This is a genomic window from Psychrobacter sp. M17(2026) (assembly GCF_055699815.1).
In genome coordinates this window covers 2,131,164-2,155,518 of the sequence record NZ_CM146741.1, presented here as the reverse complement: position 1 = coordinate 2,155,518, position 24,355 = coordinate 2,131,164, and the positions used below count along the sequence as shown (strand labels likewise).

The window sequence follows — 24,355 nt, the reverse complement described above, 5'->3', positions numbered from 1 at the left end:
GTCCAGAACCACATGCCTGATTTTGATCTCTTTGAGATAATAAAAAAGGAGAGCTGCATTAACAGCTCTCCTTTTAATGATTCTACAGTTGTATAATACTATTCAATAGATAAAACTATGAGCTTAGTTAGCGCTTGCAGCCTCAATATTAGCAACTGGCGCTTTTGCGCTAGCAGTAATGTTTGATGCAGCAGCTGTAACAGGCTTCGGGTTTTTATCCGATAAAGAGTAAACGTAAGCGACTACTAGCATGATACGTTCATTACCTAGTTTAGTTTCCCACTGCGGCATAACCCCTGCACGACCATAGCGTAGCGTATCACGAACCGTTTCTCGCTCACCACCATATAACCAAGTACTATCAGTTAAATTTGGTGCACCTGCTGAGATCATACCTTTGCCATTTTTGTCGTGACATAAAGCACAATTTTGTTGAAAAATAGCACTGCCCTGAGCCACTAGAGTCTTATCAAGCTCACCGTTGGCTTTATCACCATTATTAGGTGATAACGATAAAACATATTCAGATGCTGCGCGAACGCCTTCTTCACCGATCTGATCACGCCATGCAGGCATCCCACCGATCCGACCTTTATGTAGAGTTGTCAGTAAGTTAGTAGCCTCACCACCATATAACCAATCATTATCCGTTAAATTAGGATATCCTATCGCACCTTTGGCGTTTGAGCCATGACAAACCGCACAGTTCTGTAAGAATAAACGGCTACCAACTTTTAGTGCTTCTGGACTTTCGGCCAGTTTTTCGATAGCAGGAGCCAGTGCTGCAATCTTCTCATCAATCTGAGTTTGCAGATCAGCAGGTGGCGATTCACTACGACGTAGAGTCGTCTGTAGCTCATCCAATTGACCGAGCGTTTTAGCAGCGCTTGCAGCATCAGCCTTGACTAATATGCTCTTTTCAAAGTTGGCCGTAAATACTTTATCGTTCGCTTCGAGCTCACTAAATAACTCATTGCGTGAAGTCCATGGTACTTCATCACCATCGACCTCTACCGTTGCAATACCGTCCCACGATCCTGGAAACATGGCTGGGAAAAATACCCAATAAGCAACGCCCCAAACGATTGAGCCAAAAAATATTACTAGCCACCATTTAGGTAAAGGCTTGTCATATTCTCGAATACCGTCATATTCATGGCCAGTAGTACCATCTTCTTCTACCTCTGGCTTATATTTTAATACCATCAGCAAAATACCAAGGATGAAAAGCCAACACCCAAAACTTATGATGGTAATCCAAGAACTCCAAAAAAATGTCATTTTTTATCCTTATTGCGCGGCTTATCAGATAAGTTATCAATCATCTCATCATCAAGCGCAAGCTGTGCATCTTCTTCGAAGCGTTTTTTGTTTTTTGGGGAATACGCCCACCATGCAACACCTATAAAGGCAATAAAAGCAGAAACGGTTGCAATCGTTTGTAATTCACCAATACCCATTAGCGCTGTCCTTCCATCGCTGTACCTAGCTGCTGTAGATAGGCAACCAAAGCGTCAAGCTCAGTTGCACCAAGAACGGCATCAGGAGCACCGTCAATGTCTTCCTCAGTATAGGGAACACCAAAACGATCACGGAATAAACGCATTTTATCTTGTACGTTAGTACCGTTGATCTCATTTTCTGCAAGCCATGGGAATCCAGGCATAACAGACTCAGGTACTAATGAGCGTGGATTGATTAGATGCTGTTTTTGCCAATCCTCAGAATAACGTCCACCTACACGTGCCAAATCTGGACCAGTACGTTTAGATCCCCATAAAAAAGGGTGATCCCACGTTGATTCAGCGGCGCGCGAATAAGGGCCATAACGTTCGACTTCTGCGCGTAATGGTCGTACCATCTGCGTATGGCAAACGTGACAACCTTCACGGATATAGACATCACGACCTTCAAACTCAAGCGCTGTCCATGGCTCCATGGCGGGAAGAGGAGCGTTAACTCCACCTTCTTCAGGTCCTTTGTTATCATAAATCAATGGTACGATCTCAACCAAGGTTGCAAAGCTAATTGCGATTACGATACCGATGACCAACAAGCCTGTATTTTTTTCAATAATCTCATGCGGTGTACCAGCCATGATCGCTCCTTATACGTTAGCAGTTCGTGGTTCATCAACACTAGGCTCATGATCCGTTGGATCAGCGATATCTACAGGCTTACCCTCTGGCATTTTGAGTGTGCGATAAACGTTATAAGCCATAACAAACATACCTGATACATATAATAGACCACCAAAAGCACGTCCAATATACGGGAAATGTGAGAACTCAACGGTATCAACAAAACTATATACCAAAGTACCATCAGGATTAGTCGCCAGCCACATCATACCTTGACCAATACCTGAGATCCACATAGATACGATGTAGAAAATAGTACCAGCTGTAGCTAACCAAAAATGGGTAGTAATTAAGCTAATAGAATACATCTTAGGCTTATTATAGATACGTGGTAATAATACGTATAACGAACCAATAGTAATCATACCAACCCAGCCAAGTGCCCCTGAGTGTACGTGACCAATCGTCCAGTCAGTGTTATGCGATAGGGCATTCACTGTCTTAATAGACATCATTGGACCTTCAAAAGTAGACATGGCATAGAATGACAAAGCCACAATCATAAAGCGAATGATCGGATCGGTACGTAATTTGTCCCAGCTACCTGACAAGGTCAGTACGCCATTAATCATACCACCCCAAGAGGGTGCAAACAGAATAATAGAGAATACCATTGCTAATGACTGCGTCCAATCAGGAAGCGCTGAATAATGCAAATGGTGACCACCAGCCCACATATATGAAGCAATTAATGCCCAAAAATGCACAATAGACAAGCGGTAAGAGTAGATCGGACGACCAATCTGTACTGGAACGAAGTAATACATCATCCCTAAGAAAGCGGCAGTCAGATAAAAACCTACTGCATTATGCCCGTACCACCACTGCACCATCGCATCAGTTGCACCGCCAAATAACGAGTAAGATTTAAAAGCACTAACGGGTATTGCCATACTGTTTACAATATGCAGCAGCGCAATAGTAATAATAAAGGCGGCAAAGAACCAGTTAGCCACATAGATATGCGAGGTCTTACGCTTGATAAGAGTACCGAAGAAAACAATGGCATAAGATATCCAAACCAAAGCGATCAAAATATCGATAGGCCATTCAAGCTCAGCGTATTCTTTGGTTGATGTTAAACCTAATGGCAAGGTAATGACGGCTGCTACGATAACCGCTTGCCAACCCCAAAAGGTAAACCAAGCAAGATAAGGGGCAAATAGCCGAGTCTTACAAGTACGCTGAACGATGTAATAAGAGGTTGCGAATAGAGCAGAGCCACCAAATGCAAAAATAACCGCATTAGTATGCAGTGGTCTTAAACGACTAAATGTCAGCCATGGAATGTCAAAGTTAAGTGCTGGCCATGCCAATTGTGAGGCAAGGAACACACCAAGACTCATGCCGACGATGCCCCAGACGACAGCCATGATAGTAAAAAATCTAACAATAGTGATTTCATACTCACGGTCAACAGGGGCGACTGCTGTGTTATTTAAACTCATTGGATGATTCCTTTACAGCCTGAATGATCAACAGTGATAACCAAAAATTTACATAAGGTATTTACATAAGCGCTTTTCGATAGAATTTATAACAAACGCTCTATAGCGACAAATGCACAGTATAAAATAATGCCAAATATCATTATCGTAACCTTATTAGCTATCAAACTAGGACTATAGCTAGCAAATAGTGGGATTATTAATAAGGTTAGGATAATAAGAAAATGCCGTCTCTGAGAATCAAAACAAGTTGATAAGGTGCGTTAATCTTTATAAAACTAACACTATATAATCTGATGATAGAATTGTTAGTTAAAAGATAAGCTAGCGGCGGCTGACAAAAAAATTAAAACAAAATACTATAAAAAATAGTTACGTAATGTTTAGTTAAAACTTATGATTCTGTTTAAGGTATTGTAACGCAATTATAATTAAATATCATCAAGCTCATGCGCGAAAATACAAACTCTTTGGTAAATATTTTAACTGATAGCTTTTAATAATTGACTGTCATTGATCTAGAATTATGCATATCAATAGATTCGAATAGCTTATCTAAAGCGTGTTGCAAGATTATAGGAAGCTATAATAACAAAATAAATCAATATATCAATATGAATCGTAAGGAATTAGAATTTCTCACTACAAGTAGGTGCTATTTTGTGACTAGTTTACGAAGATAGTCTTAATTAAATGAAGAGGTTTTGTTACAATTTAGTCTATATTGCAATATATGGTCTTTACTTCTGCTGATTCCAAGCCATAATACTTATAGATGACTAAGGCTTTTGGTGTTTTATCTACAAGCCTTAATCATGACGTTTACTATTTTATTATGTTCATTATTTTATTCTAAGGGGATTAGAGTATGGCCGTTTTTTTGACAGATGCATGGTTTGCACAAGCGGAACAATTTGGCAATGAAGCAGGTGAGCTCAACTTGCCACCAGCGCTAGCGAATATGGTAATTAACCTAAAGGTTGCTGATGAAGGTCAAGATATCGAAGCCAATTTTGCTGATGGTTTGTTGCATAAAGGCTTAAATGACAAAGCCACGACGACATTATTATTAGATCGTAGCACCCTACAGTCTATCATTACTGATTTTGATATGAACGAAGTTATGGGCGCCTTTATGAGTGGTAAAATTCGTGTTGAAGGTGATATGTCACAGTTGATGGCATTGCAAACCGCACGTCCTAGCACTGAGCAAAAAGAGCTATTTAAGCGTATTAAAGCGGGTACAACGCTGGCTTAGTGAGCTATTATTTAGCTTAGATAATATCAAGATAAGCAAAAGCCCTTAACTCAGTTAAGGGCTTTTTTGTAGGTGATAGCGATATAAACTATTAAGGTTATGTCGGCTGATTTATATCAGCAGATTCATATCAACTGGCTTGCGGTTGAGTTTGTATCTGGATTTTAGTGTTACTGCTATTTTGGTTTTCTTTATAGATAGCGGCTTGCAACCAGATATTAGCTTGTATGTAATTGAGCACTTTAATAGCTTTTGTCTGTGCATTACTAGGTGCAGCAATACGTACAATGAAAGGATCAGAGTCTTGCTCACGCAGAATAACCACATCAAACAAAATAACATTCGTACCATTAAACATCGTTTCTTGCTTACCTAATACTTGTCCTTGGCACCAAGCCTCATCCTCTTGACCTAAAGTATCACCAAATAAATAAGCGCACATATGACCTAAGTTGATTTCTACTGGCTCCATTTGCTCTTTAGTTGTTGGCTGCCATTTGGCGATTTGCTCTTGGATATCAGTGGGTACTTGACCGTTATTAGCGGCTACAATATCGTTAAAGGCTCGATGATAGCGAATGGCTTCAGCATCCTCAACCATGATGACTTCATCTTGCTCACTGATGCTAATCTCATGCGCCCAAGCACTAAAATTGACAAAGTAGGATTGACCTTGCTGATAAAGATGACGGTTAGCAGTATGAAGTTGATCAAAAGCATAAATAATGCTGCCATCCGCAGTTCGCAGGCGCAGTACTGCATCATGAGTATTGTCATTGACAATCATACGTTCAATCTTACAATTGAGACCATAAGGCCCGTCAACACAGGGATAAGCATTGATGAAGCGCTCAGGCTTGCCATCTTTCATCGCCAATACTTGATTGATATGACAGGGCTGATCCTCAGAGAGTAACAGGCAACTATCTTGCGCGGTAACGTTATCATTAAGGCCTTTGGGCATTGTGGCTTTGGTGATCATCTGCTGTAACCATTCAGGTACATCTTGGCTCATATCATCAGTTAAGATACGCCAGTGATCAGCGTGACCTGCCGTTTGGGCATCGGTTAAAGTGATTTTGGTTGGAGCCTGTAGAATTTTATAATGATAATTGGTAGTCATGAAAATACTCAAAATTAAGTCAGCGGTATCGTCTGGATGCAAAACGCTCAACAAACAATACTGGTGGGTTAATGACAATTCGCCTTTGCGTATAATATATAGGTATAGTGACCAGCAATAGCAAGTCCTGCATAAAAAATAATAACAAAGCTGGTTACCCTTTTAAAAATTAGTCATGGTTTTTAGAAGGTAATAGCATATTCAATAGTACATTTTGACTAAATTGTGTCAAACTATCTCCTTTTTTGCCATTATCGATGAGAGTTAGCTCTCAGCTAACAATGATAAAAAGGTAAAAACAACAGTATTAGTCATCAGTCTGTCCAAAACCATATCTAAGAGTCAAATAGAGCTTAATGGCTTTATATTGATAATCTTAGATAAGATAAAGAGTTTAACTATGTTTCGTCCTTTAGCCCTGTTTATTGGTTTACGTTATACTCGAGCCGAGCGCAGTAACCGTTTTATCTCCTTTATATCTTTAATCTCAATGATCGGCCTAACCCTTGGTGTTGCGGTTTTAATCACAGTATTGTCAGTGATGAACGGCTTTGATCGTGAGCTTAAAACCCGTATTTTGGGTATGGTGCCGCAAGCGACGGTTATCTCAACTGAGGTTATCGGTGATTGGCAGCAGCTAGCGGATGAGATCAAAAAAGATCCAGAAGTGGTAGCAGTTGCGCCTTTTATTCAACTGCAGGGTATGCTGACATCCAACGGTCAAGTCGCTGGTATTATGGTCACCGGCGTCGATCCTGAATATGAAAAAAATGTCTCAATCATCAATAATCATATGACTGAGGGTAGCATTGATACCTTAAAGAGTGGCGACTTTAGCATCGTGTTAGGTGAAGAGATGGTGCAGTCGCTCGGTCTTCGTATCGGTGACAAAGTGACGTTGGTATTACCAGAAGCATCACCGTCACCCGCAGGCGTTATTCCGCGCTTTAAGCGTTTTACTTTGACGGGTGTATTTAGCATTAGTCCAGAGGTCGATAGTCTAATGGCCTTTATTCCGATGGGTGATGCTGCTAGATTATTACGCCTACCTGAAGGCGCACAAGGTATCCGTCTCAAGCTAGATGATATTTTTACTGCGCCAATAGCGGCGCAAAAAGCAGCAGCTATAGCACCTGACCAGCTTTATCCTAATGATTGGACACAAACTCATGGCAATCTATTTGGTGCGATACAAATGGAGAAAGCGATGGTTGGCCTGCTCCTTTTCTTAATTATTTTAGTGGCGGCATTTAACATTGTTTCAAGCTTAGTGATGTTAGTTACGGATAAAAAAGCTGATATCGCTATCCTAAAGACCTTTGGTGCCTCTCCGCGCTTGATCACTCACATATTTATGGTACAAGGCGTGGTTATCGGATTTATCGGTACTATTGCAGGGACTATTCTAGGTATTATCTTTGCTCTAACGGTCAGTGATATCTTGGGCTTTATTAACCAAACTTTTGGTTTAAATCTATTTGATGCCTACTTTATTAATTATCTACCTTCACAGCTACGTTTAACTGATGTGATCTTGATTACGGGTGCTTCATTCGTACTAAGCTTTTTGGCGACCATTTATCCAGCACGCAGGGCCGCTAAGATTCAACCCGCGCAAACGCTACGTTACGAGTAAGTAGTGGGTAAGTAGCGAGTGAGTAGATAGTTCACTAATAAGTTAACGAGTAATATTAATAAAAGGGAAACGCGATGTCTGCTATTTTGACAGCGACTAATATTAGTAAGATATACGATGAAGGTGCGGTGCGCACTCAAGTATTGACGGGTCTAGATTTATCAATAAATCCTGGCGAGCGTGTTGCTATTGTCGGTACTAGTGGCTCAGGCAAGAGTACTTTGTTGCACTTACTTGGTGGACTCGATACACCAACGAGCGGTGAGGTCTGGCTACATGGCAAATGTCTCAATCATATGAATGAGACTGAACGCGGCGCAATGCGCAACCAGCATTTAGGCTTTATTTATCAATTCCATCATCTACTAGCTGAGTTTACAGCGATAGAAAACGTAGCAATGCCACTGCTTATGCGCCCAAAAGTGTCGACCACTGAGGCACGTGCGCAGGCGGTCGAGATTCTAGAAAACGTAGGATTAGGTCATCGCTTGCAGCACAGGCCAGGTGAGTTATCAGGTGGTGAGCGTCAGCGGGTGGCGATTGCACGCGCTTTGGTGACAAAACCCTCGCTTATATTAGCGGACGAGCCTACGGGTAATTTGGATTATGATAATGCCCAAAGTGTATTTGGGATGTTATCTGAGCTGCAAAGCACGATGCAGACAGCATTACTCATGGTCACTCACGATCGTAGTCTAGCCGCTTTGGCCGATCGTCAGCTATTACTACGTAATGGTCATTGGGAAGAGTATTAGGTTTGATCAGTAGTTTTTAATTTGATTAATGCCAAATGTTTTCTGTAGATAAAACCAGCCTCTTAGGAATAGTAATTTATATTCCTAAGAGGCTGGTTTTTATTGATCTAACTTACGCTTTTTGGCTAGATTTTGTGGCCGTTTTTGCCAGCTAACCACTGTCTTATATCGCCAGATAGCCTTAAATGCTAAGCCGCAAATCACACTACTGATAATAGCTAATAGCGTCAGCCCCAAGCAAAAAGCGCCGAGCGATACCACACCTTTATAAGTGACAAAAGGGTTGGCGCCACCTGCTATAATCCATAAGCTAAAGTCAGTAATCATCCGCCCAATCAGCCTCAGGCTGATCATCGGCACATCTAGAATCTTTGCCCCTATACAATAACCTGCATAAAATATAGGCAGGGTAGTAAGTGGATTGGTAATCCAAGTCAGTCCAAGTGCCATTGGCACGTTAGCTCGGAAAATCAACGCACCTATCAAGGCCAGTAACATCTGTCCTGGCAAAGGGAAAAAAGCGCTGAGTACCCCAATATAGACGGCTTTATTCAAGCTGTGACGATTGAACTGCCATAATCTGGCATCTTTTAAATGCGGGGCAAAAAATTTTAGGCTACGACTCTCAAGAATCTTTTCAGGCGTGGGCAGCAGATTTTTAAGCTGTTTTTTGGGCACAGTCTTGCCTTTGATTATTGTGCATAGTGCACTACTCTAAGTAGATCATGTCTAAAATGATTTAAAAAAGATAGTCGAAATGAATAGGGTATACAAAAAAATAGAGGTACTGTAAGGTTTATTCGTGGCAACAATCTTAATCAGTATAGGGTAATATAAATACAATTGCTATGACTACAGCTTATGTTAAGGGGGCCGCTAGTGTACTGGTTACTGAGCATCCTTATTCTGGTGCTGATGATGGCGACACTAGCTGTTACAGGCGACTCAGTATTGCCCATGAGTCCATTCTCTGAGGCGTCGGCTTACTTTACTATTTGGCCTTTTTTAATCGTTATTGCTATGATTTTACTATTCATCAGTCAATGGTGCAAATGGCGTATAGTTTCTAGTGACAAGATAAATGTACAAGCTGTCGATCAATTAACTGGCAAAAAGCAATCCATCTTAACTAAAACATCTTCTCAAAATCCAGCACTCATAAAGTCACTGTCTCGTATTCTGCGTTATCCACTAATGGCTTTGCTGGCATTACTACTCGTTGTCGGTAGCGGCTTGCAAGTTCTGCACAGCCATAGCCAAGCAGAAGATACAAAAGTGACTAATGCTATGCGAGTACAAGCGCTAGTCACAATCGAGGGCATAAGCGATAGTGTTTACGACCCAGCTAATAACAGTGGCTATCGACAGGTTGCAACCATTAGCTATATAGCGCCCCTAATAGCTGAACTTAGTGCGCAGGATTTGAACCGTCTAACACTTGAGCAAGTGCTGGCTAGAAGTAGCGATGATAGTAATAGCAGTCAAAATAGCAATAGCCAAAACAATATCGCATCACTGTCAAAACATCGTATTTTACTCAGTGCTTATCCCAAAAAATCTACTGACTTTAGCAACCTTGACTCCCTCAATGCTCTACAACCAGGCGATCAAGTACTAATGAGTATGGCTCTAGCACCGCTTGCCAGCTCGCAGGACGCTATTGACAATCCAACAGGCTTTGATAGTTATCGCTGGCTACGGGCTCGGCATATCGATGGGGCCGCCACTATACTAAGTGTTGGTAAGCCATTTGGTAATAGTGTTGACGAAAGCAACACAGTGCTTAAAAACTTATCCTCTGCAGACTCTTATCTTAAGCGTATTCGCACGCGTATTGATCAAGGACGCTGGCAATTACGACAGACATTTTATCAAGACTGGTCATCATTTACGCCTGATCAGCAGCAAGCTCGTGCGGTCACTCTAAGCTTATTAACTGGTGATCGAAGCCTAATTAATCGCGAAACTAAAGACTTATATCAGCTGGCAGGTATCTCGCATCTGCTGGCTATTTCGGGTACTCATGTTTTATTTTTAGCGATTATCATGGCGGCGCTAGCGGTATTGATTTTTGATAAATATTTTCCAACCTTATATCGTTATGTACCACGCTGGCAAGTGCGTTGGGTAGTGATGATCAGCGCCGCTTTTGTTTATGCACTATTTACAGGCTTTGATGTACCCGCCGCCCGTACTGCATGGATGCTCTTAGCTATTGGTGCTATGCGTTTGACTCTATTACCTGTGAGTACTATGCGGGTATTGCTAGCGCTTGCAGTAATAATGGCATGGATTGATCCTTACGTGCTATGGCAAGCGGGCTATTGGTTATCTTTTGTCGCAGTAGCGCTAATTTTAAAGTATGACGCTAGTCTTAACGATAAAGATAGTCAGGGTAATATGCGATCTGACCTTAAAGCTAGGCAACCGCAGGGTTTGATAGATAGTAATTTTGCTAAAGCTTACGTCAGTTTTAAGCGCTTATTTAAGCTGCAATGTTGGTTATTTATAGCGTTATTGCCGATTACCTTAATGCTATTTGGCAAAGCTTCATTATGGGGCTTAGTCATTAATCTGTTCGCTATTGGGCTGTTTGGCTGGGTTATCGTCCCACTCAATCTACTGGCAGGGCTGTGTTATCTGATAGCGCCTAGTATTGCCACAAGTCTGTGGGCGCTGGTGATTAGCTTAGTTAGTAGCTTACATGAGCTGATAATTTGGCTTACCAGTATGCCAGCGCTGAGTAAAGCTTGGCTCTATACCCCAGTCAATAGCGCTATATTAATAATGGCAGGACTAGTGCTGATACCTTGGCTGCTACCACGCGGACTGCTCAGTCGTTGGCTGGCATTACCACCGCTTAGCTTGCTAATAATGACCGTCTACGCCAATCAACAAGCAATAACCTTTACGCCGACGTTATATGTGTTACCGACCAACGATAGTTATATAAGCGCTGCTGTTATGCAATATCCTGTCGACACCGTTTCTAATGATAATAAAGCAAAGCCACAAAGTATCAGTTGGCTAATTTTAGCCGATCACAGACCTAAAGACACGCGTACTATGGCAAGTACACTAAGCTCAGATAAGCTTGCCGCTATATTGGAGCAGCAATTAGGCACGCTAACGATCAAACGCTTAGAGGGTATAGTCGTGCAAACGGACGCTACATTGTTGGCTGAAACCGCTATGCAATTAAGCCAAAATCTACCTACTAAGCACTATTGGCAAGCAGGTAAAACTCATGTTGCAAATGGTTTGAATAATGACGAAAAGCCCTCGATTAGCATGCAGGAGTGCATAGCAGATAAAACTTGGCAGTCAGGAGATAGTAAATTAAAAATACAAGCGCTAACGGGTTGGAGCACTATAGATGATGCCAGCGTTTGGGATTGTAGCTTAGCTATAAACAGTGACCAGCCTATTCGTATCTTACAATACAACGCGGCTGATCCTTTGCAATCGCCCGTACTAATAAGTCAGCACTTAACGGACGCTAGTGTGTCAAATACCGATAACATTGATAGCCGAACAGATGCTAGTCCATTAGCAAATCCGCAAGCTGTAACGAATCAATCGCGTCTAGTGCTAGATGCATCCACTCATCAGCGGCTTTGGCAATTATGGTCACTATTATGTACAGTAGATACATCATTAGTTAGCGCAAGCGGTGCGATAAATAGCACTGACAATATTAGCAATACAATGCAGACAACGTGGCTGGCGCATAGTGGCTCAAACGTACCTAAGACTGTATTAATAGCTCAGCAAGTCCAGCAAGTATTGAGCTACGATAACAAAACGCTAGAGACAGCATTTGCGCTTGATGATAATGCTGGTAGCAATGCTAACAATCAGGAGCAAACCATAGAATAAAAATGATGATAAATTTGCACAATAAAGCTACTTTAGATTTTTTTAGTTTTGTTATGCTGGCGCTATTGAACCTTAAGGTAAATAACACCATAACTAACCAGCTGCATAAAAATAGTAGTAAAATTTTAACGGTTGTTTTGGCAGCTCTTCAAATCTAGCCAGCTAATACTCTTATATTTGCAGCGTTTTATATTGTCTCTAACCTAGGAAGTTATATGCCCAATTGGCCACCAGATCCCAATAAACGTTCTGATAATGTCAATCAGCCCGCACCAATGCAGCAACAGCCAACGGGACAAGAATGGCGTCTTATTGAAAACACTTTACTCGCTAGTGTCCAAGAGCAGCGTCGAGCTCGGCGCTGGGGTATCTTCTTTAAGCTCCTGACCTTTGGTTATATTCTATTGGTGTTTTTGACCATTGGTCGTGGCTGTAGTAGCGATGATTCCTCTGCTATTGAAGGCGTCAATACCAGCCAGCCGCATTTAGCCGTTGTTGAGCTACAAGGCACCATCAGTACTAATGATTTAGCTAATGCTTATGATGTTAATAAAGCTTTGACTCGTGCTTTTGAGAACACCAATTCCAAAGCAGTAGCGCTCGATATCAATTCGCCTGGCGGCTCGCCTGTACAGTCCGATGAGATTTGGCAGACGATGATGGATCTGCGCGCTGAGTATCCTGATAAGAAGCTCTACGCAGTAATCGGTGATATTGGCGCCTCAGGTGCTTATTATATCGCCTCAGCAGCGGATGAGATCTATGTCAATCCTTCAAGCTTAGTGGGTTCCATTGGCGTAATTATGCCAAGCTATAATATTGAAGGACTTATGGATAAGGTTGGCGTCGAAGATCGCACGATTACCGCAGGCGAGTATAAAGATATCTTAAGCTTGACTCGTCCCTTGACAGATTATGAGGCGCAACATGTCGAAAATGTGTTGGCCAATACTCATAAGCACTTTATCGATGCAGTAAAAGAAGGCCGTGGCGACCGTCTCAAAAATGCCGAGGAAAATAAGCTGTTTTCAGGGCTGTTTTGGACAGGTGAGCAGTCTATCGCGTTAGGCTTAGCGGATAAGACGGGCAGTATCAGCACTTTAGAGAAGCAATTAGAGCTTGATAATGTTGTCAACTATACGCCTGCAGATCCGTTCCAGCTATTTATGGATCGCTTTGCTATTAAGATGGGCGCAGGAGTAGGCTCTAGCATTAATTTTGATATTCTACCTAAAGAGGATTCTAACGCGCAGATGCGTTAGTATTCATAACAATGAGGCTGGGCTATAAATTATGGCTCAGCTTTTTATTATCTAGCGGACAGCCCCCAATAAAGTTCAATGAGAATAAATTATGAGTGCTATCGACGCGCAGAGCTTTGCCGCGCTACCTAAATCTAAACTGACCAATAAGCCTGTGCTACATTTTGCTCATGCCAACGGTATGCCAAGTGCGGTTTATGAGCCATTATTTATAGGTTTAACGGATTTTTTCACTATCGAATATATTGCGATGTTGGGCAATCATCCTGATTATCCCGTTGATAATCATTGGCGCAGCTTAACTCAGCAAGTGGTCGATAGTGTGCAAGCGGCTTGCGACAAGCACGGAGTTGAGCAGCTAGTTGCAGTAGGCCATTCACTCGGCGGCATGTGTACGCTACAGGCGTTATATCGTGCGCCCAAGTACTTTAGCCAAGCCGTATTGTTAGATCCGCCGTGGCTGTATGGCAAGACAAGTTTGCTATGGCATTTGGCCAAAACCACGGATAGACTACCCCTGATGAATCATCGGCTCATGGATAAACTCTCGCCAGCGGGTATCTCTAAGCATCGCCGTGATGTGTGGGATAGTCGGGCAGACGCTTACCAGAGTTTACGCGGCAAAGGCTTTTTTAAGCATTTTGATGAGTGCAGCTTTGTAGGTTATATCGAGCATGGTTTGGATGAGCGTGCCGATGGTAAAGTGACATTAGCTATTCCGAAGTCTAGCGAAGTTGCGGTATTTCGTACTAATCCATCGCTGTACTGGCTCACTCCGAACCGAGCGCCAAAGCCACCTGTGACTTTGATTATTGGCGAGGATAGTATCTTTTTAAAACGTCGCTTCCCACAACAAATAAAGTCTCGTCTAGGGATAGACTATCAAACCCATAAGGGCGGCCATATGTTCCCGTTGGAGCATCCAGAGTCAGTAGCTGAGCAAGTTTTAGCGCTTATCGCACAGCAAGTATAGAATTAGAGTAATTCGTTTTTACTACTATTTATGTGCCGCTTCTTTGATAAAAATGACTAATAATAAGAACCTCTTACTAATTAAGTAATCTTTTGAATGAGCTTGCTATGCCAAATACCTTAAAAAACAGCCCCGGGCCAAACGCTTTAAATAAGCAAGCAATCCCCGAGCCTTTATTCTCACGCTTTGGGGTAGTGGTCCTTATTGTAGGCATAGTGATTGCATTTTTTGCCAGTCAACTCGTCGGTGTTTATTTAGCAGGTAAGTTAGTACTAGCGAATAGTAAAAGCTTAACCATTGGCGATATATTTTATATAGGCAGTAGTGATGGCACGATAGTTAGCTTATCTATCATAGTCAGCTTGCTCATTCTATCACTGCTAAGTGTAGCGATTATTAGCATAAAAGGCGGCAATAGCCGTCACTATTTAGCGCTTAAGCCGTTCTCGCTAGCATTGGGCATAGCCATGTTTGGGGTGTTGTTGCTATTTATGATCGCCAGTCAAGCGTTGACATATTGGCTGGATAAAGCGCCATCAGATTTTGTTGAGCCGTTATATCAGTCGGTAAGCTCAGTATGGCTGTTAGTATTTGCAATAGTCATAGTTGCACCTATTTATGAAGAGCTAATCTTTCGCGGGTTGTTATGGCGTGCTATTAGCGAGCAGTTTGCAGGGCAGGTATTAGAGCAATCATCGACTTCGCCTAAAAAGCAGTTAATAAAGTTTTGGGGCGCTATTATTGCAAGCATAGTGACTAGTCTGATTTTTGCGATGATTCATTTGCAGTATGGTCTTTATGAGATTAGTACCATTGTCGTACTGGCTTTAATATTTTGTTATGCTCGCTATAAGTCAGGCTCGTTATTATTGCCAATACTCTTGCATATCATCAATAATGGTGCGGCAATGTGGCTGTATTTATCTGATAAGCTCTGATTTTACATATTAGGGCGTGTTTGATGCCCTTTAAAATAGCCTAAGCATCAGGATTGAGCAGCAGTACCTCATTGGCAGCTTTTTCGATATCGGCAATGGTCAAACTTGGCTTACCGCTGAGCGCTTGACGCCATTTGCGCGCGCCACTGAGTCCTTGAAATAGTCCTAGGTAGTGCCTTGCCATAGTCGATAGCGGCTCACCTTTAGCGATTTGACTCTGCAAATGCGGATACAGTTGCGCCAAAATCTCTGAGCGCTTAGGTATCGGCTGATTCCATAAGCTGTTGGCCTCTGCTAGCAGATAAGGATTATGATAAAACGCACGACCAATCATCACGCCATCTATATATTGCAGATGCGTCTTTATATCTTCAACAGTTTCGATACCGCCGTTGATCTCAATGGTTAACTCAGGGAAATCCTGCTTAAGGCGATAAACGTCGTCGTAACGCAGGGGCGGGATTTCACGATTTTGTTTTGGGCTCAGTCCTTGTAGCCAAGCCGTACGCGCATGGACAATAAAGCGCGTGCAACCACTATCGGCGACTGTTTGGACAAACTGCGCCATAAACTCGTAGCTGTCAAAGTCATCGATACCGATCCGATGCTTAACTGTCACTGGAATATCGACTGCCGCTTGCATATGCTGGACTAGCTCAGCTACTGTATTTGGCTCAGCCATAAGGCAAGCACCGATCTTATTATGCTGAACGCGATCTGATGGGCAGCCGACGTTTATATTGACTTCATCATAGCCATATTGCTGGGCAAACTGTGCACACTGCGTCATCTCTGTGGTGTCCGCGCCGCCTAACTGTAAGACAAGAGGATGCTCCTCTTTGGCAAAACGCAAGTGCCGCGCGCGATTGCCATATAGCAGCGCACCCGTACTAATCATTTCGGTATACAAATAGACATGCGGATTAAATAGTCGAGCAAAATAACGATAGTCTGTCGTTGTCCAGTCGATCATAGGTGCGACCGACAGGCGCTTATTGCTCATATCTATTTTCATCATTATTGTCCTTATCTATGCTTCTATAATTTTATATTTTTATAATTAAAAGATGTTGTTGATAGTTTTTTACTGATAAATTCTATGTAAGAGACAATTATTGCTGTAAAACCGCATTTATGCGCTTGAACTCAGGTAAACGATAAAAGTACAGTCCCATTATTACGCCGATTAAACCAACAAAGGCAATATAAAGCGCTGGTGAGAAGCTCACAAAAACCGTAGCGTAGGTAAGTCCAAAGGGAACTAAAGCGCCAACAATCCCATACATAACGTTGTAAGAAAACGCAAAACCTGTCAGACGTACATCGGTTGGAAATAGCTGTAACAATACAGCAGGGATCATGCCTATTATGCCCGCACAAAATCCTAATAAGGCATACATAATCAAAATATAATTGCCACTTGCTTGCAGATGATAATAAAAAGCAAACATTTGCGCGATTAGTAATAGACAACCGATCACTAAGATTTTACCGAAGTTCTCGTAATTAGATATAAATCCATAAAAGACACAGCCAAAAAGCAGAAAAATTATACCGAGGCTATGGGAAAAATCGAATAGATCGTTATTTAAGCTAAAGCGTAGCTCAATCAAACCGGGCAACATTAAGACGATAACGGTAATAACACTAGAGATCACTAAGGTGAGCATTAGGCCTATAAAGATAGAGTGTTTACAATGCTTAAAGAGTAGAGTAAGTGGTTTTGCCACGTAACCTTGCGGTGTTGATCGTTGCATCTCTATAAAAAACGGTGACTCTTTGATAAAACGCCATGCCAATAAGGGCAGACAGCTCAAAACTGTGGCAACTATAAAGGGAATACGCCAGCCATAGTTAATAAGCTGATCTGGCGTCATAGAGCTAGTAAACCATGCAAAAAAAGCGTTACACAACAGCACACCAATAAAAAAACTGGCTGAAACGTAGCTACAACCAATAGATAAATACTGTCTTGGCACATGCTCAGCAACGAAAATCCAAGTGACCGGAACAAAGATACCAAAAGCCATACCTTGTATCAGACGCAATATAATAAATAAAACGGGTGCTATAAAGCCCCATTGAGCATAAGTTGGCAGACAGCTGATCGCAAGCATACTAGCCGCAGTAATCAATAAACTAAATAACAATACGGGTTTACGACCCTTAATATCACCATAACGACCGAAGATTACTCCGCCTAAAGGCCGAGCCAAATAGCCTACGACAAAAAGACCTAAACCTTGCAGCTTAGTAATACGAGGATCAACATTAGCAGGAAAAAAGGTCAATGAAATAAAGTCTGCCATGTATAAATAAATCAAAAAATCAAAAAATACTATAGCGCTACTAAAACAGATGAATAACATCATGTTTCTATCCTTTGAGGACATCAGCGCATATTCAGAACGAGAGGGCATTAGGTCACATATCTCTAGGTTGAATGATAATACCCTCACTATTATAGAAATAATGAGGGCGTTTATTGTAAAAAATTATGATGCAAAGTAAGTTATGATTTTAAGGTATGTTAAACTTTTAAGGTCTTAATATTTAAAGTTAAGTTAGCCTCAAAATTTAAGCTCAAAGAAGCCAATCAATAGGTAGCCAAGACATGATAGTTAGCCAAGCGTGATCGGCGATATCCACTTTAGGCTCAGCGCCATAGATAACCGGTTTGCCATCTACTATCGTGTGCCATTGTAGCTCGCCGCCCTCTAATATCTTGACCTCATAGGCTTGGTTTAGCAGATCGTCATCAAGCGCTTCGTGCAGTTGTCGTGCCAGCTCATCATCATTAATGATCACGCCCATTTCGGTGTTGATATTAGCAGAGCGCGGGTCTACATTATAGGAGCCAATAAAGACTTGATGGTCGTCAATAGCAAAGGTTTTGGCATGTAAACTGGTTGATGACTGGCTACGGGCGCGCCACAGCTTATTCTCACGCTTCTCTTCACTGGCAGTGGACTTGAGCTCATATATTTTTATGCCAGCGCGCAGCATCTTAGGTCGCCACTGGCTGTAGCCTGAATGCACAGCGGTAACATCAGTGGCATCGAATGAATTGGTTAAAATCTTAATCTTGATACCAGATTCAGCCAATTGTACTAAAGTATTTACTCCGTCTTTGGTTGGCACAAAGTAGGAAGAAATAATAGTCAGCTGCTTTGAGGGACGACCTAGAAGCGTGCGTAGCTGCGCAACTAAATTAGTATCAGCAGATACACTTTTGGTCAATTTGCCGACATCGTCACTCAAGAACTGCATATCTGTCCAGCGAAAAGGGATACGCTTATTAATAATATCGGTATCAATAGAGGAGTCCTCAATGGCAGATCGATACATCGATAAACTACTGCGAGGTTGACTCTTATCATCCTCTAGCTGATCTAAATTGCTCAAAAAGTCGCTACTTGCGTCTTTATCAAGATTCACCAAAGTCTGGACATCAAAAGATATAGGCGATGACCAATAATCTATAAAGCTATTATCAATATCCGCGACCACTTTGCCTATTAGCAGAACATCAAGATCAGCAAACTGACTGCTTTGATCGTTACTCAAATACTCATTGCCGATATTACGGCCGCCAATAATAGTGATTTGCTTATCAAAAGTCATACTTTTATTGTGCATGCGTCGGTTGATACGTGGCAAGCCTGTAACAAAGTTTAGCGCTTGAAATTTGCGATGCATAAGTGGGTTGATAATACGCACAGCGATATTAGGGTGACTGGCAAAACGCAAGAGATGCTGATCAAATGTGGCGGTATTATTAAAATCGTCTAATAAAAGACGGACAATAACCCCACGTTCAGCAGCTTCCCAAAGATCTTTTAATAATAGCTGACCTGCCTGATCGTTATGCCAAATATAATATTGCACATCGATATTACGGTTGGCCATCCCTGTTAGGATGCTACGCGCCGCAAAAGCATTAGCCCCTGTGACAATAGGATGGTAGCCAGATAGATCAGGATGAATCTGGTTTTGTGCACTGATAGCGGTTACCAAATCGGTATTGTCGCTCGAGCTTAGCCCATTGCTTGGCTGCTGTGGTTGGCTGGTCTGATACAACGCATTGACTCGCGCAGATAATGCTTTACTATCTGGCAAGTGCGGCTGTTTTGGCAAAATTTGGCAGCCACTCAAGCTTAAAGATATACCAAGTACCAGACTCAGTGATAGTTTGTTTGGTACTTTACTTGGTACTGTGTTTGATATGATGGACGTCAACATAGTGGGTCTACCTTGATGAGCTTAACGGGTTATAACTTATTATCGTTATTGTAGATGGATATCATTACTCACGTTATATAGCGCTTATAATAACACCGCTGATAGGGTAGATGACAATGCCCGCAAGCTTAACAGGTGCAGCAAGGTATGCCTATAATAAATACGTTAATTTTTTACTATAACCAGTATATAATCAAGCTATTTGACTAGAGGATGTCGTGCCCAAATAGCTAAGATCTAAGCTTTTATTCCAATATGGCTTTTAGTGGGACTGCAAATAGTGGGACTATCAAATTCAGCTGTGTTAGTCACAGTGCCATGATATGATAAACCTTGTTTTTGCTGCTCATTTTTAGCTCATTTAGTCTGCTACGGTCAAATTAAAGATACGCCTTAGTCAACATCGACTAAGAGTATGACCTATAACTATTAAATATCGAGTGACCTCTGTAAAATAATAATCCTAACCTATAAATGGCATTTCTTATAACCGCACTGGAACATTTATGAGTCAATCAACACCGAAACACACGCCTAACACAGCCCAACAAGATACGACCCAACAAGATAATGCCAGCCACTTAGATCCAAATTGGCGCTCTGATGCGCTAGATTTGAGCTTAGACTACGGTATGCAAACCATCGCGGTACGTGCAGGCCAGCATCGTACTGATGAGGGCGAACATTCAGAGGCGATATTTACCACCAGCTCCTATGTTTATACCTCAGCCAGTGATGCTGCCGCACACTTTGATGGCACTAAGACGGGTAATGTCTACTCACGTCATACTAATCCTAGCGTGCGCACCTTTGAGCGTCGCCTTGCTGCGCTTGAGAATGGCGAGCGCGCGGTCGCAACGGCCTCTGGTATGGGTGCGATCTTAACGATGTGCTTGGCTTATCTTAAATCTGGTGATCATCTACTCGCGGCAAATCAACTATTTGGCTCGTCCATTGGTCTATTCAACAATTACATGGCTAAGTTTGGCGTTGAAGTCAGTTACGTTGATTGCTTCGATAATGACGCTTGGGAGCAAGCCGTTCAGCCTAATACTAAGCTGATCTATTGCGAAAGTCCGAGTAATCCGTTAGCACAAATCTGTGATATTAGATTTTTGAGTAAGCTATGCAAAGCCAGTGATATTCTGTTAGTCGTCGATAACTGCTTTGGTTCGCCTGCTATTCAGCGTCCGCTTGATTTGGGCGCGGATGTGGTGATTCATTCGGCAACTAAATACTTAGATGGTCAGGGCCGAGTGCTTGGCGGCGCATTGGTCGGTAACGATGCGCTAATGCAAGAGGCCTTTACCGTAGTACGCTCAGGCGGTATCAGCATGAGTCCATTTAACGCTTGGGTATTTACTAAAGGTTTAGAGACTCTCAAATTGCGTATGCAAGCGCACTGCGCTAATGCCAATCAAGTGGCACAGTTTTTGGATAATCACCCTAAGGTGACGACCGTGCATTTCTCAGGTTTGCCAAGTCATCCTGCGCACGAGTTGGCAAAATCTCAACATCATATGAAAGACGGCTTTGGGGCGATTATGGGCTTTGAAGTTGTCGCAACTGATAACCTCGATGCCAAAGCCGCAGCATGGCATGTTATCGACTCAACCAATATGATCTCTATCACTAACAACTTAGGCGATGCCAAAACCACGATCACTCACCCAGCCACAACGACGCACTTTCGCTTAACGCCTAAAGATCGTGCTGATGCTGGCGTGAAAGATGGCCTGATTCGTTTATCTGTTGGGCTTGAGGATATTGAAGATATCATCAAGGATCTAGCACGCGGTTTGGACAGTTTGTAAAGATAACGTTATAATCGCATCATAATAATAGTGGTTTAAATAATTGTGCTTTAAAACAGTAGAGTCAAACCCTATATATCACTGACAAATAATTTTTATTATCTCATCACATAAGAGGCCATTATGAATATCCAAGCATTAATGCAACAAGCACAGACCATGCAAAAGAAAGTTGAAGCGAACGTTGAGACTGCTAAAAAAGAGCTGGCTAATAAAGAAGTACACGCCGAAGCGGGTAGCGGTCTAGTAAAAGTTACTATGACAGGTCGTCATGTGGTTAAGCGCTTAACTATTGATCCAAGCTTGCTCGAAGATGAGCCTGATATGATTGAAGATCTTATCGCCGCTGCTATCAATGATGCGGTGCGTCAAGCCGATGAGCTATATGAGCAAACTATGGCTGGCGCGACAACAGGTATGGGTCTGCCACCAGGTATGCAAGGGATGTTCTAAGCACTGGTCTTAATTTTTACAGCAAGTATATTAGTGCTAAGCGCTTGAAAATACTGACAGTTTAAGTTGCTATTGAGCTGTAATGGGGTTGTTATCGTGACGATACGACCCCATTTTTATAGCTGGTATTTAAGATTTTATCGACTGTGAATAACAGTTGTTTTATATATTATTCTATATAAAGACAGCCAAACAAAGGAAGGTGCTTTGCTTACTCCAAAATTTGATCAGTTAGTTAAACAGCTACGAGTATTACCAGGTGTCGGACAGAAAAGCGCTCAACGTATGGCGCTACATCTATTGACTAAAAAACGCCCACAAGGTATGGCGCTCGCCCAAGCGCTTGACGAGGCAATGCGCGATATCGTTGAATGTCAGCGCTGTCATAGCTTTAGCGATGATAATATCTGCCCGCTATGTCAAGATCCAAGGCGCGATGATAACCTACTGTGTGTGGTCGAGACCGCCGCTGACGTGATGGCGATTGAGCAAACCGCGGGCTTCCGTGGTCGTTATTTTGTACTCGGTGGACATCTATCACCTATCGATGGTATCAGCGCTGATGACTTAAATATTGATCAACTAGTATGGCGGGTCAAGCAAGAGCCTGTTGAGGAGGTTATTTTAGCTACGGGAACGACGGTTGAAGGGCAGACTACCGCGCATTTTATTAGTGAAGCGGTGAGTCGTCATGTAACTAAAGTCACGCGTCTAGCGCAAGGAGTGCCGATGGGCGGTGAGCTGGAATATTTAGATAGTATGACGCTAGGACAGGCTTTGCAAAATCGCTCTTTTTTATAGGCTGTAGAATTTGATTTATAGCAATTTATAAAATGCATCAAATTGAATAATATTGTCATTTAAATACCGTTATAGGCTGGGTTTTAACCTAGCTTTTTTGTTTGTATTATTCGATATAATTTAGTCAATTATTACTCACATCAAACTTAGTTTTCAAGATTTGTTGGTTCATAGAATGCACCCTACGGTTATCGATGAAGCAGTGTGTGTTTAAACATTCACAAATAACTATCTGTGAATGTTTAATGCGCTTTATTGTTGTTATAATCAAAGCCCTGTATTTTGAACCAATCAACTTTAAACTAATAAAAGCAGGTATCTGCCCGTGTCAGACTCTCTAACCGCTATAGTTCCACAAGACGATCCTACTATTGCTAATTCTACAATTAATAAAGATAATGCTGCAAAAAATACTGCTCTAACTATTTTGCCTGTAGAGCCTGATATTGACGCCTTGCTTGATATTGCTGACGCAGCAGCAGTCACTTGGATACGTGAACAGTATCAGCTAGATGAAGTCATTGAGGCGCTAGAAGGCTGCGGACGTGTGGCGCTAGATACTGAGTTTATCAAGCGTGATACTTATTATCCGATCTTGGCGCTCGTGCAGCTTAATACAGGTGATCATGTTTACCTTATAGATGCGCCAAAGTTGCAACTTGACGCGCTATGGCAAGCACTGCTCGAAGTCGATGTCGCCATTTGGCATGCCTGTGGTGAGGATTTGGGGATATTCTATTTACTCTCAGGTTGCCCGCCACTGACCAATATCTTTGATACTCAAATTGCGCTGTCTTATTTGACTGGGCAATTGCAAATGGGCTATCAACAAGCGCTCGATGACCAGCTTGATATGCATATCGATAAAGAGCAGAGCCAGTCTGACTGGTTACGTCGTCCATTATCAGATGAGCAAGAGCAGTACGCGATCGATGACGTGCGCTTTTTGCCAGCACTCTATTTGAGCATCGAGTATGCGCTAAAGTCACAGGGTCTATATGATTATGTCTGGGCGGATTGTCAGCTATATGCCGCTGAGCTTTACGCTACTCAGCACGTTGAAGACGACGCTATGTATCTAACCATGGCAGATTATCGCTACAACTCGCAGCAAATGGCGATATTGCAGGCGGTGGCGACTTGGCGTGAACAACTGGCGCGCGCGACCAATCAACCGCGCACCTTTGTCATCAAAAAACAAGCGGTGCGTGAGATTATCACCGAAAAGCCGAGCACTATGCGCGAGCTTGCTCATAAAACTACAATGCATCGCAGTATGCTCAGACTATATGGCGAAGAGCTATTAAAGATTATTACCGATGCCAAAGCGTTGTCTGTTGCTGAACATCCAAAGTTATTGCCAGCGCCTTATCGCTCAAAAAATAAAGTGCTGTCAAAAGCGGTACAACAAGCTGTCGCAACTCAAGCTGAACAAATCGGTGTGCCAGAGAGCGTATTAATGCGTAAAAAGTGGCTGAGTCAACTCTATGAAGTGATTGCCTATGATAAAGACTTGTCAGAATTGACTTTAGGCTTGCAAGGGTGGCGTCATGACTGGGTTATTCAAACTTTAATTCCAGTCATTGAGGCACATAAGGTTGAGCTTAAACAGGGGATGGGCGTTAAGTAGTT

Annotated in this window: 20 protein-coding genes; 11 read left to right on the top strand and 9 right to left on the bottom strand. The window is 42.3% G+C overall.

What is annotated here, in order from left to right; genetic code table 11:
- Window positions 1-123: 123 nt before the first annotated feature.
- Genes ACR63T_RS09105 through ccoN form a run of 4 tightly spaced genes read right to left on the bottom strand, consistent with a single transcriptional unit; the run spans window position 124 to window position 3,589 of the window.
- The gene (locus tag ACR63T_RS09105; protein ID WP_305898528.1) at window positions 124-1,281 is read right to left on the bottom strand and encodes a c-type cytochrome; all 1,158 of its coding nucleotides are present in this window, start codon (window positions 1,279-1,281) and stop codon (window positions 124-126) included.
- A complete protein-coding gene (locus ACR63T_RS09100) occupies window positions 1,278-1,460 on the bottom strand; it encodes a cbb3-type cytochrome oxidase subunit 3 (RefSeq protein ID WP_305898527.1) in 183 nt (60 codons plus the stop codon). Before ACR63T_RS09100 ends, ACR63T_RS09105 begins: the two co-directional genes overlap by 4 nt.
- On the bottom strand, window positions 1,460-2,098 hold the full coding sequence (gene ccoO / locus ACR63T_RS09095) for a cytochrome-c oxidase, cbb3-type subunit II (RefSeq protein ID WP_201569610.1): 639 nt from the start codon (window positions 2,096-2,098) through the stop codon (window positions 1,460-1,462). Before ccoO ends, ACR63T_RS09100 begins: the two co-directional genes overlap by 1 nt.
- Before the next feature lie 9 nt (window positions 2,099-2,107).
- Complete coding sequence (ccoN, locus tag ACR63T_RS09090; RefSeq protein ID WP_472783770.1) at window positions 2,108-3,589, bottom strand: cytochrome-c oxidase, cbb3-type subunit I; 1,482 nt, start codon at window positions 3,587-3,589, stop codon at window positions 2,108-2,110.
- Window positions 3,590-4,457: 868 nt separating this feature from the next.
- Here ccoN and ACR63T_RS09085 point away from each other — a divergent pair.
- Window positions 4,458-4,847 carry an SCP2 sterol-binding domain-containing protein gene (locus tag ACR63T_RS09085; RefSeq protein WP_472783769.1) on the top strand — a complete coding sequence of 130 codons (390 nt, stop codon included), beginning with the start codon at window positions 4,458-4,460 and terminating at the stop codon, window positions 4,845-4,847.
- Window positions 4,848-4,977: 130 nt separating this feature from the next.
- Here ACR63T_RS09085 and ACR63T_RS09080 read toward each other — a convergent pair whose 3' ends face one another.
- Entirely contained in the window at window positions 4,978-5,970 is a 993-nt protein-coding gene (locus ACR63T_RS09080; RefSeq protein WP_472783768.1) for a hypothetical protein, read from the bottom strand.
- Between the two features lie 400 nt (window positions 5,971-6,370).
- Here ACR63T_RS09080 and ACR63T_RS09075 point away from each other — a divergent pair, with 400 nt between their 5' ends.
- Window positions 6,371-7,606 (top strand): lipoprotein-releasing ABC transporter permease subunit, encoded by a 1,236-nt coding sequence (locus ACR63T_RS09075; protein WP_472783767.1) that lies wholly within the window; start codon window positions 6,371-6,373, stop codon window positions 7,604-7,606.
- 74 nt (window positions 7,607-7,680) lie between these two features.
- Window positions 7,681-8,361, top strand: coding sequence for a lipoprotein-releasing ABC transporter ATP-binding protein LolD (gene lolD, locus ACR63T_RS09070; RefSeq protein ID WP_201569600.1), 681 nt, complete (start codon window positions 7,681-7,683; stop codon window positions 8,359-8,361).
- Between the two features lie 99 nt (window positions 8,362-8,460).
- Here lolD and ACR63T_RS09065 read toward each other — a convergent pair whose 3' ends face one another.
- Window positions 8,461-9,039 (bottom strand): DUF2062 domain-containing protein, encoded by a 579-nt coding sequence (locus ACR63T_RS09065; protein ID WP_472783766.1) that lies wholly within the window; start codon window positions 9,037-9,039, stop codon window positions 8,461-8,463.
- 201 nt (window positions 9,040-9,240) lie between these two features.
- Here ACR63T_RS09065 and ACR63T_RS09060 point away from each other — a divergent pair, with 201 nt between their 5' ends.
- The 4 genes from ACR63T_RS09060 to ACR63T_RS09045 all read left to right on the top strand — a co-directional run bounded on the left by ACR63T_RS09060 (window position 9,241) and on the right by ACR63T_RS09045 (window position 15,413).
- The gene (locus ACR63T_RS09060) at window positions 9,241-12,240 is read left to right on the top strand and encodes a ComEC/Rec2 family competence protein (protein WP_472783765.1); all 3,000 of its coding nucleotides are present in this window, start codon (window positions 9,241-9,243) and stop codon (window positions 12,238-12,240) included.
- A gap of 215 nt (window positions 12,241-12,455) precedes the next feature.
- Window positions 12,456-13,502: a signal peptide peptidase SppA gene (gene sppA / locus ACR63T_RS09055; protein WP_472783764.1), complete on the top strand. Its 1,047-nt coding sequence runs from the start codon at window positions 12,456-12,458 to the stop codon at window positions 13,500-13,502.
- A gap of 91 nt (window positions 13,503-13,593) precedes the next feature.
- Window positions 13,594-14,475, top strand: coding sequence for an alpha/beta fold hydrolase (locus ACR63T_RS09050; RefSeq protein ID WP_472783763.1), 882 nt, complete (start codon window positions 13,594-13,596; stop codon window positions 14,473-14,475).
- A 107-nt stretch (window positions 14,476-14,582) separates the two neighbouring features.
- Window positions 14,583-15,413, top strand: a complete 831-nt coding sequence (locus tag ACR63T_RS09045) for a lysostaphin resistance A-like protein (protein WP_472783762.1) — start codon at window positions 14,583-14,585, stop codon at window positions 15,411-15,413.
- A gap of 40 nt (window positions 15,414-15,453) precedes the next feature.
- Here the strand turns inward: ACR63T_RS09045 and dusA are convergent, their stop codons facing one another.
- The 3 genes from dusA to ACR63T_RS09030 form a co-directional block, all read right to left on the bottom strand.
- Window positions 15,454-16,428 (bottom strand): tRNA dihydrouridine(20/20a) synthase DusA, encoded by a 975-nt coding sequence (gene dusA, locus ACR63T_RS09040; protein WP_472785264.1) that lies wholly within the window; start codon window positions 16,426-16,428, stop codon window positions 15,454-15,456.
- 97 nt (window positions 16,429-16,525) lie between these two features.
- Window positions 16,526-17,785 carry an MFS transporter gene (locus tag ACR63T_RS09035; RefSeq protein WP_472783761.1) on the bottom strand — a complete coding sequence of 420 codons (1,260 nt, stop codon included), beginning with the start codon at window positions 17,783-17,785 and terminating at the stop codon, window positions 16,526-16,528.
- 211 nt (window positions 17,786-17,996) lie between these two features.
- The gene (locus tag ACR63T_RS09030; RefSeq protein ID WP_305898517.1) at window positions 17,997-19,655 is read right to left on the bottom strand and encodes a phospholipase D family protein; all 1,659 of its coding nucleotides are present in this window, start codon (window positions 19,653-19,655) and stop codon (window positions 17,997-17,999) included.
- 632 nt (window positions 19,656-20,287) lie between these two features.
- Here ACR63T_RS09030 and ACR63T_RS09025 point away from each other — a divergent pair.
- The 4 genes from ACR63T_RS09025 to ACR63T_RS09010 all read left to right on the top strand — a co-directional run bounded on the left by ACR63T_RS09025 (window position 20,288) and on the right by ACR63T_RS09010 (window position 24,353).
- Window positions 20,288-21,469, top strand: a complete 1,182-nt coding sequence (locus ACR63T_RS09025; protein ID WP_472785263.1) for an O-succinylhomoserine sulfhydrylase — start codon at window positions 20,288-20,290, stop codon at window positions 21,467-21,469.
- Window positions 21,470-21,592: 123 nt separating this feature from the next.
- Window positions 21,593-21,922 (top strand): YbaB/EbfC family nucleoid-associated protein, encoded by a 330-nt coding sequence (locus ACR63T_RS09020; RefSeq protein WP_305898516.1) that lies wholly within the window; start codon window positions 21,593-21,595, stop codon window positions 21,920-21,922.
- Between the two features lie 207 nt (window positions 21,923-22,129).
- A complete protein-coding gene (gene recR, locus ACR63T_RS09015) occupies window positions 22,130-22,723 on the top strand; it encodes a recombination mediator RecR (protein ID WP_305898515.1) in 594 nt (197 codons plus the stop codon).
- A 325-nt stretch (window positions 22,724-23,048) separates the two neighbouring features.
- Window positions 23,049-24,353 carry a ribonuclease D gene (locus tag ACR63T_RS09010; RefSeq protein ID WP_472783760.1) on the top strand — a complete coding sequence of 435 codons (1,305 nt, stop codon included), beginning with the start codon at window positions 23,049-23,051 and terminating at the stop codon, window positions 24,351-24,353.
- Window positions 24,354-24,355: the final 2 nt, after the last annotated feature.